The sequence below is a fragment of the Acidovorax facilis genome, from assembly GCF_023913775.1.
Classification (GTDB): domain Bacteria; phylum Pseudomonadota; class Gammaproteobacteria; order Burkholderiales; family Burkholderiaceae_C; genus Acidovorax; species Acidovorax facilis.
The window spans coordinates 1-7,666 of sequence record NZ_JAMXAX010000200.1 but is presented as its reverse complement, the minus strand read 5'-3'; the positions used below and the strand labels follow the sequence as shown (position 1 = coordinate 7,666).

The window sequence follows — 7,666 nt, the reverse complement described above, 5'->3', positions numbered from 1 at the left end:
GGCGGCTTGCTGGTGCTGGGTCACCTGCTCGGCGTGCTTGGCCTGCGCCACGGTGACCCGCTCTTCCGCTTCCTCGTTGACGCGGGCGGCTAGGCGGCCCACCAAGTCCTGGATCGCCTCGCTGACGGCAACACGGGTGCCGGCGGACCCGCCTTCCTCTTCCTCGATCTCCTTCAAATAGCGGTGGATCGTGGTTTTGGAGCCGCTGCCCAACTCTTCGCGCACCGCATCGATGGACGGATTGCGCCCTGCGGCCAGCAATTTATCGCGTGCGCGCAGCACTTCAGACTTGTAGATTCCGGCTCTGGCCATGGCTTACCTCTTTATTTCATACCGTAGTATGTACCATGATATTGCATACTATTTATGAGGTCAAGAAGTTGGTATTCTTTGTAAATATCACATTGGATAATGGCAGATTATCCAGTGTGAGGCTGTTTGGGGTCGTTTCAGCCGTCGCGCCAGTATGGCGGTAGCCAAAGACCCATTTGGCGCCATAAGCGCGCTTATATGCCTACGCGGAAAAATAAATCTCACTGCCGCCAAAAAGTCGGCCCTGGCTGAGTTGACGGAAATATGTCCAAATAGGCATAATTGAGGCGATGTCGAAGCAAGCCCGCAAACCCATCAAATGGGTCAGTTCCGCCAAGCGCGATCTGGATGCGATGCCGGAGGACGTCAAAGATGTTTTTGGCCATGCCATCGACCTAGCTCAGGCGGGTGGCAAGCACCAGGATGCCAAGGTCATGACGGGTTTCGGTTCGGCCGGCGTGCTGGAGGTGGTCGAGGACCACCAGGGCGACACCTATCGGGCCGTCTACACCGTCAAGTTCGCCGGCTGGGTCTATGTCCTGCACTGCTTCCAGAAGAAGTCCAAAAGCGGCATCGCGACGCCGAAACCGGACATGGATTTGATTAACATCCGCCTGAAGGCCGCGAAGCGGGATTTCGAAGTTTGGCAGGCACAGCAAGGAGCAAAGAAATGAATGTCCACGCGAACATCACCATCGAAGAAGGCAGCACCAACGTCTATGCTGATCTGGGATACACCGACGCGGGCGAGATGCAGCGCAAGTCCCAGCTGGCCGGCGAGATTGCCCGTGCGATTAAGGCACGCCGCCTGACGCAGGAAGACGCGGCCACCCTGCTGGGGATCGACCAGTCCAAGGTGTCACGCATTACATGCGGCCAGTTCCGCGGCGTCAGCGAGGCCAAGCTGCTCGAACTGGTGGCCCGGCTGGGCCACGACGTGAAGATCGTGGTCGGCCCCGTGCGGCGGCGCGCCGGCAAAATCGAGCTGCAGTTTGCTTAAGCGCGCCGGGTCACCGTTTTGCCGCGGAATCTTGGCGTGGAACAATCAGATTCGCTGCCAGTACCTGATGCAGATCCTCCAGGCTCTTTAAGCCGAGTGCTTGCATGGCATCGTCACCTGTCATCTGGCTCGCGACATAAAGGTCCAGGATTTGCAAGCGTTCATAGTCCGGGCTGCCAAATTCCCGCCCCACGGGAGCCACGTCCAGCCAGGCTTGTTCCTCCGCGGATCTCCATATGGATTTGCCGTGTAAATGGCTGTGAAGCAGCTGGTAAATCCGGCGCTTGTTGGTTCGGGTACTCATTGCGATTCTTTCTTGAACAGAGGCCTGCATGATCAGCGGAGGCGCGCTCGTGCCATTGTTGTACCTGAAACAAACACCTCCGCTGGGTTGTTCGCCCGACGCTTGAGTTCTCTTTTGAAGAGCTCACCACGCTCGTCCGATGTCGCTAGCCCTGTCGCGATGCCAGCCACCAGGACCCGAGCATCCAGGCGATGGCCGCCCACAGCGCAAGAATAATAGCTGCGCCCCACCAGCTGCGAGGTTTGGCTCCTTCAAGCGCGATCCATTCGTCGCCTCGCACGCGGCATTCGGCCAAGATCTGTGCGGGAGTGAGCCAGATCGCCAGCCAAATCAAACCTGGCAGCAATAGCACATCGTCCACATAACCCAACACAGGAATGAAATCCGGGATCAGGTCGAGCGGGCTTAGCGCATAAGCCACCACAAAGACACCGAGCGCCTTGGCGTACCACGGCGTTCCTGGGTGCTTGCAGACAAACCACAAGGTCACGCCATCGCGCTTCAATTTCTTGGCCCAGTCGCGCAGGGTCTCGAATATCTTCATTTCTTTCCTGGGCGGTTGTCATCACTGGATCAAAGGCACATTACAAACGTAGCGAGTGACCCACAAACAATTGACCAAATAAAAACCTCATGGCTGCTGCTGGCTTACAAGGTGCTGGTGAACTCCAGTATCCGAGTAGGCATCGGGCCACATCAGCATCTAGGCATGGTCGCCTACCCTGGTGAAAAAAAGCATGCAGTCTCGACAACAGAACCTAAAAGACAGGGTGCCGCAAATAAGCACCCTGCTCGATTGACGCTTACTTAGACACGCCGCTGCGCCAATGCCCTCTGATCGAAAGGATTGCGGGGCTTCGCCGATAAAACACGCCTAAGTGCCGTATCGTACAAGTGTTAGGGCAAAAAATGTTACCGCGAGCGTTTGGATGGGCCTCGTTTGCGCGTCGCACTTTCTTTCTTCTGTTTATGTTTTTTCTGTCACGCCAGCGCAAATAGCCAAGAAATGCGTAAAGCGATAAAACAGTTGCGCCTCCCAACAAAAAGTATGTGGTCAGATCCCCCTGAGTTACACCAGACAAATCGTGGAATCTACTAAACATTTCGAGGCCTTCAAGCAAAAAAGTTGGTCAATCCGCGTTCATTTGATGCAAAGCTGACGGACCGGATCGTTCCCTAGCGGCTACGGTCTGCGGGCATTACTCGCGGCTCCATTGGTCTTGTGCAATCAGTGACGTTGATATACACAGGGCTCCCGGTGGTCCACCTCGTTGCAGAGGGAACAGGTACAACGGCTTTCCTCGGACGATTGAGAAAGGGGTAGGAGACAACTGCAAACGTAGATGCCTTAAGTTCCGCAACGCGTGGGTCTTTACGGCAATCGCGAAAAGGCTCCTTTATCAAGCTATCGGCTGAACCAATTTCTAATACCGTGCCTGGGCGCCAACCTGCATCCCAGTCATACTTGCCTTCATAAATGGTCTCACAACCGCTTATGACAACTAAAATAGGGGCCAGCAGGAGATGTGTAAGTAGCAGCTTCATTCGGCATACACCCGTTTGACTTCTTCCTCCACGAGGGCCTTGAGTTGCTCATGGCCGAAATCCTTCAACGGTCTCCCATTGACAAAGAACCCAGGCGTCTTTGTGACTTGCAGAGTGCTGGCGTCCGCCATATCCTGGTCAAGCACAGCTTGGGCTTCCGGTGAACCGGCGTCTTGCTTAGCCTTCGCGGCATCCAGGCTGGTTCCCTTCAAAAAGGTCCATATCCGCTCCGGATTCGGATTGTCATGCGCGGCCCAGGCGTCCTGGGAATTCAGTACCACTTCCGTCACCGGAAAAAACAGCTTCTGCTGATGCGCGGCGATGAGGATTTTTGCGGCGACATCAGAGCCTTTGTGGAGAGGAACGAGGCGTACCACGAGCTGCACTTTTCCTTGGTGGCTGTCGACGATGCGCTTGACGAGGGGATAGAAGGCTCTGCAGGTTTCGCAGGCTGGATCAAAAAACTCGACGATGCGGACCTTGGCCTCTGGGGGGCCGTAGGTAGGCGCGTGCGAGCGATTGAAAACGGAACTATTCTCTTGCGCAAGGCGGGCCGCCGTCTCGGATTTTTTGTTGAAGTGCCCGTATATGCCAAACGCAAATCCGAGCAGGACGACGATCCCGCAAAGAATGATGGTGAGCTGTTTGTTGGTCATTATTTAGTGTCTTTCTTCGCTGCCAGCAGGAGCAGCACGATGATGGAAAAGGCGATAAGCGACAAAAGCGGGATGGTGATGAAGCCGACCAATTCCAGCTTTTGTGCCGAGCAAGATACACCTTTGCCGCAGGGCTGCAGGGTCGCCGGGATGAACCCGCCGTAGAGTAGGCAGTGGTAGAAGGCGACAAGCCAGCCGGCGATTGCCAGCGGAAAGGCGTACTTCACGCTGCTGGCATCCTGCGTGTAGGCGCCTGCACCAAGTATCAGAACCAACGGAAACATGGCGATGCGCTGGTACCAACAGAGCACGCAGGGCTCCAAGTCCATGACTTCGCTGAAAAACAGTGCACCTAGCGTGGAGACGAGGGCCACCAGCCAGCTCACTGTCAGCAATGTCCATTGCCGCTCTGAGGTAAGGGATGAAGCCGTCATGCAGGTTTCTCCGCCGGCTTGTGACTCCATGATGCGAAGACCACGAGCGCTGCGCCGCAGACGATACCCATGTCCGCGAAGTTAAAGGCCGGCCAGTGCCAACCCCATGCATGGAAATCGAGAAAGTCCACAACATAGCCACGCAAGGCGCGGTCCAGACCGTTGCTCAGCGCGCCACCGAGAACCATCGCGTACCCCACAAGCTCAAGCTTGGGGAGCGGCTTTCGCAACATAACGACCAGCCAGACAGACACGACCAGTGCGATACCGCCAAAGAAGAAGCGCTGCCAACCGCCCGCGTCCGCCAGGAAGCTGAAAGCGGCGCCGTAGTTCCAGACATGCACCAGATTAAAGTTGCCCGTAACGAATTGACTCCACCCGTAAGGAGTGTGTTCATGGACCCAGTACTTGGAGGCTTGATCCGTCAAAAGCAGTAATAGAGCGATCCAGTAGCCCGCCAAGCGCGGACTGATCGAATTTTGGAGCGGGTCGACCGGGAAAGGCGGGTTGATATTGGGCATAGGTCCAGTTCGAAAATTCATGCAGAGGCTGCGGCGACCCGGCTGCGTATTAATCATTCGACGCTCGCGCAGCACGGGCGGACAGTCCCTTTGCATTACGGAGCCAAGCTGCTCAAGTTGACGGCCAGAAAAACTGGCACGATGTGAAGATCGCGACCGGCCCCGTACGGCGCCGCGCAGACAAATCTAACCGCAAGCTCCACGGCTTATTTCGCCCTTTATCTTAGCCTTGTTGATTTGGCTATGGAGTTTTCCGCCTAAGAATTTGTAAGGTATCCGGGCGGCCGATCAAACTCCGCGACGCGCTCTCCTAAAAGGGTCCACCTCTGGAATTCGCTCTCCGCGAGATATCAGAAATCATGGCCGCTCCGCTACAGCCTCAATTCGCCCTCAGCCTCACGCAGGCTCTGATCCTCGATCTGGATCGTCGCATGCGTCAGACCGAAGCCGACCTTCATTGCGTCATTTGCACTCAGTAGCGTGGCCCGCGCCTGGTTTATGTCAGCCAAGACGAGGTGGCAACTCATGGCGTCAATACCGGACGTTATCGTCCAAACATGAAGATCGTGGACAGCCGTTACGCCGGGAATGTCCAGCAACTTTCTCTCTAGTAGTGAGATATCGACTTCGGGCGGTGTGCCTTCCATGAGGATGTGGATTGCCTGCTTCAACAATATCCACGTGCGCGGAATAATAAAAAGGCCGATGGCGGCGCCGATGATCGGATCGGCCAACGTCCAGCCGGTGACCATGACGACGCCTGCGGCTACGATGACGCCCAGCGAGCCCAACATGTCGCTGAGCACCTCGAAGTAAGCACCCTTGACATTCAGGCTCTCTGAAGATCCGGCGGACAGGAGTTTCATGCTGATCAGATTCACCGTGAGGCCGACCAGCGCCACCGCCAGCATAGGGCCACCCAGAATTTCCGGGGGGTTTTGAAAGCGCTTGTACGCCTCATAGAAGATATAGATCGTCAACAGCAGGAGAACTACCGCGTTCGTCAGCGCCGAAAGAACCTCCATGCGAACGTAGCCATATGTCTTCTGTGGCGTTGCGGGGCGCTCCGCAAAACGGATAGCGATTAGCGCCAGTGCAAGACCGCCCGCGTCGGTCAGCATATGCGCAGCGTCGGCTAGAAGCGCGAGGCTACCCGTCCAAAGGCCACCGACTATCTCGACCGCCATGAAAGTAGTCGTAAGCGCAAGAGCGACTACAAGCTTGCTCTTATGTCGCCCTGCAGCGGTCCCCGACGCAGCACTTGCCGCGCGTGAATGTCCTGAGCCCAAGGTCAACTCCCCATTTTGTAATGAATGCCGGCGCTGCGAAAGCCCCCAGGGGGACAAGCGTAGCCTTGCTTAGTCGAAAAGCCGTCCGAGGAAGGAGCCGTGCCCGCGGCCTCGACCGTGTCCCCCGTCATGCCCCGAACGATGGCCTCCATCGTAGTAGCCTCGAGGCGGATAAGGCTGGGGCGCGGATTGCGGCGTCTGCGCTCCGCGAACCTCTTCGCTCGCGTTGCGCTCGATGATTTTATCGAGTTCGCCCCGATCAAGCCAAACGCCCCGACATTTAGGACAGTAGTCAATCTCAATGCCCTGGCGTTCGCTCATTACCAAATCAACTTTGCATGTTGGACAAAGAAGCCCATGCCCCTGGCCCTTGGCACTTGTGTTTGCGATGTCTTCCATTTCTTTCTCCAGAGGTTTTTAGATGAACACTATGTCCCGTTCCCAGGCCCGTCATCGCGCGATTGCGTACCAGATTGAATGTAGCTTAATGTCTATTGATCAATTGCATCTTGGCCCCGCGACGTTTTGTAGTCCGTAGCCTACGAAGACACACTTTTGAGCTACCAAGTATTTGCTGTCGCGCCTACAGCATGGCTCACTGTTCGAAGTAACCTGAGGTTTTCAACCAAATGGAGATCAGTATGCCCACCCAACCCACCGCCCAACCCGGCTCCCATCACCCTCACGAGGGCCATGTGCCCGGCGACCTCGATCAGCACGGTCACCGGGACAAGGGTGCGCCTCCATTGGTTGAGCAGCCAGGAGTGCATCATCCGCATGATGGTCATAAGCCGGGAGATCTTGACCCGCACGGCCATCGCGATACTGGCGGCAAAAAATAGTCCATGCCGCCAAGCTGCAAGACAACAACCTTGCAGCTGGACATTTCGTAAAGGGGCTGGCATTACCAGCCCTTTTCATGTCCAGGAGAACAGAGGGGCGGCAGCATCACATCATTGCGGGAGTCATTCAATACACTCTTGGGCCGCTGCTGAAGCACCCGAAACCAGTTTTGTAGTGGCGTTGGCGCGTCCACATAGGAAGGGCGGAAGGTACCGATTTTTTGCGTAGGTTGGTTAACTGTCTCTATCATCCACTATCTATCGGCTCGCGCCCCAAAGCGTGTCATTCAAAACAGCGTGCGCTTGCTTGCTCGCATGACCCAGACCCTCAGTGCAACCTCTGCCTGCTGAGAATATTCGCCTGCGGGGTGACCCATACGAGTTGAATGGCGTGCGTCTGTTTCCAGAGCTTCACAAAATCACGGCCTTCCGCTATAGCTCGCCTGCAGGTGGGCAGCGCATTGGTGGTGTCCTCACCGTGCGGGCGCTGCTAGAATTCACCGCATATTGAGGGCCAGGAGTCTGGGCCACGACGATATGCCGATCCGACTGCAGAGGAGAAATTCATGGAACGCAACATCCCGACTGTGGAAGTATCCGCGCCCTCGGTCGTCCAGACTTCGCCGGTACAAGACTCCCTAGGAGGCCGTCGGACTTGAGCCGCGCGGGTCTATTGCGTCGACCCCGCAGCGCCGTTCGCGGCGGCGCGAGGCGGAGTCTGCCTTTTCGACTCGGCTGAGACCGCTGCGAGTCGCCCAAGACC

At 56.5% G+C, this 7,666-nt stretch carries 10 protein-coding genes; 2 read left to right on the top strand and 8 right to left on the bottom strand.

All coding sequences use genetic code 11. From position 1 onward, the window contains the following. On the bottom strand, positions 1-312 hold a 312-nt coding region (locus NFX52_RS28700), incomplete at its 3' end, for a DNA-binding protein (protein WP_202907215.1). A gap of 290 nt (positions 313-602) precedes the next feature. Here NFX52_RS28700 and NFX52_RS28695 point away from each other — a divergent pair. Next, positions 603-986 carry a type II toxin-antitoxin system RelE/ParE family toxin gene (locus NFX52_RS28695; protein ID WP_055401315.1) on the top strand — a complete coding sequence of 128 codons (384 nt, stop codon included), beginning with the start codon at positions 603-605 and terminating at the stop codon, positions 984-986. Continuing rightward, complete coding sequence (locus tag NFX52_RS28690; protein WP_055401313.1) at positions 983-1,312, top strand: helix-turn-helix domain-containing protein; 330 nt, start codon at positions 983-985, stop codon at positions 1,310-1,312. Before NFX52_RS28695 ends, NFX52_RS28690 begins: the two co-directional genes overlap by 4 nt. A 10-nt stretch (positions 1,313-1,322) precedes the next feature. On the opposite strand, the gene NFX52_RS28685 is transcribed toward NFX52_RS28690, so the two are convergent. The 7 genes from NFX52_RS28685 to NFX52_RS28655 form a co-directional block, all read right to left on the bottom strand. Then, complete coding sequence (locus NFX52_RS28685; protein WP_055401311.1) at positions 1,323-1,616, bottom strand: hypothetical protein; 294 nt, start codon at positions 1,614-1,616, stop codon at positions 1,323-1,325. 145 nt (positions 1,617-1,761) lie between these two features. Continuing rightward, positions 1,762-2,160: a YkvA family protein gene (locus NFX52_RS28680; RefSeq protein ID WP_055401309.1), complete on the bottom strand. Its 399-nt coding sequence runs from the start codon at positions 2,158-2,160 to the stop codon at positions 1,762-1,764. 997 nt (positions 2,161-3,157) lie between these two features. Then, positions 3,158-3,817: a DsbA family protein gene (locus tag NFX52_RS28675; RefSeq protein WP_055401307.1), complete on the bottom strand. Its 660-nt coding sequence runs from the start codon at positions 3,815-3,817 to the stop codon at positions 3,158-3,160. Further along, a complete protein-coding gene (locus NFX52_RS28670) occupies positions 3,817-4,251 on the bottom strand; it encodes a disulfide bond formation protein B (protein ID WP_055401306.1) in 435 nt (144 codons plus the stop codon). The genes NFX52_RS28675 and NFX52_RS28670 overlap by 1 nt, the downstream gene beginning before the upstream one ends. After that, a complete protein-coding gene (gene lspA, locus NFX52_RS28665) occupies positions 4,248-4,772 on the bottom strand; it encodes a signal peptidase II (protein WP_082437591.1) in 525 nt (174 codons plus the stop codon). Before lspA ends, NFX52_RS28670 begins: the two co-directional genes overlap by 4 nt. Positions 4,773-5,143: 371 nt before the next feature. Continuing rightward, positions 5,144-6,061, bottom strand: a complete 918-nt coding sequence (locus NFX52_RS28660) for a cation diffusion facilitator family transporter (RefSeq protein WP_055401317.1) — start codon at positions 6,059-6,061, stop codon at positions 5,144-5,146. 69 nt (positions 6,062-6,130) lie between these two features. Next, positions 6,131-6,460, bottom strand: coding sequence for a TFIIB-type zinc ribbon-containing protein (locus NFX52_RS28655; RefSeq protein WP_082437590.1), 330 nt, complete (start codon positions 6,458-6,460; stop codon positions 6,131-6,133). Positions 6,461-7,666 lie beyond the last annotated feature (1,206 nt).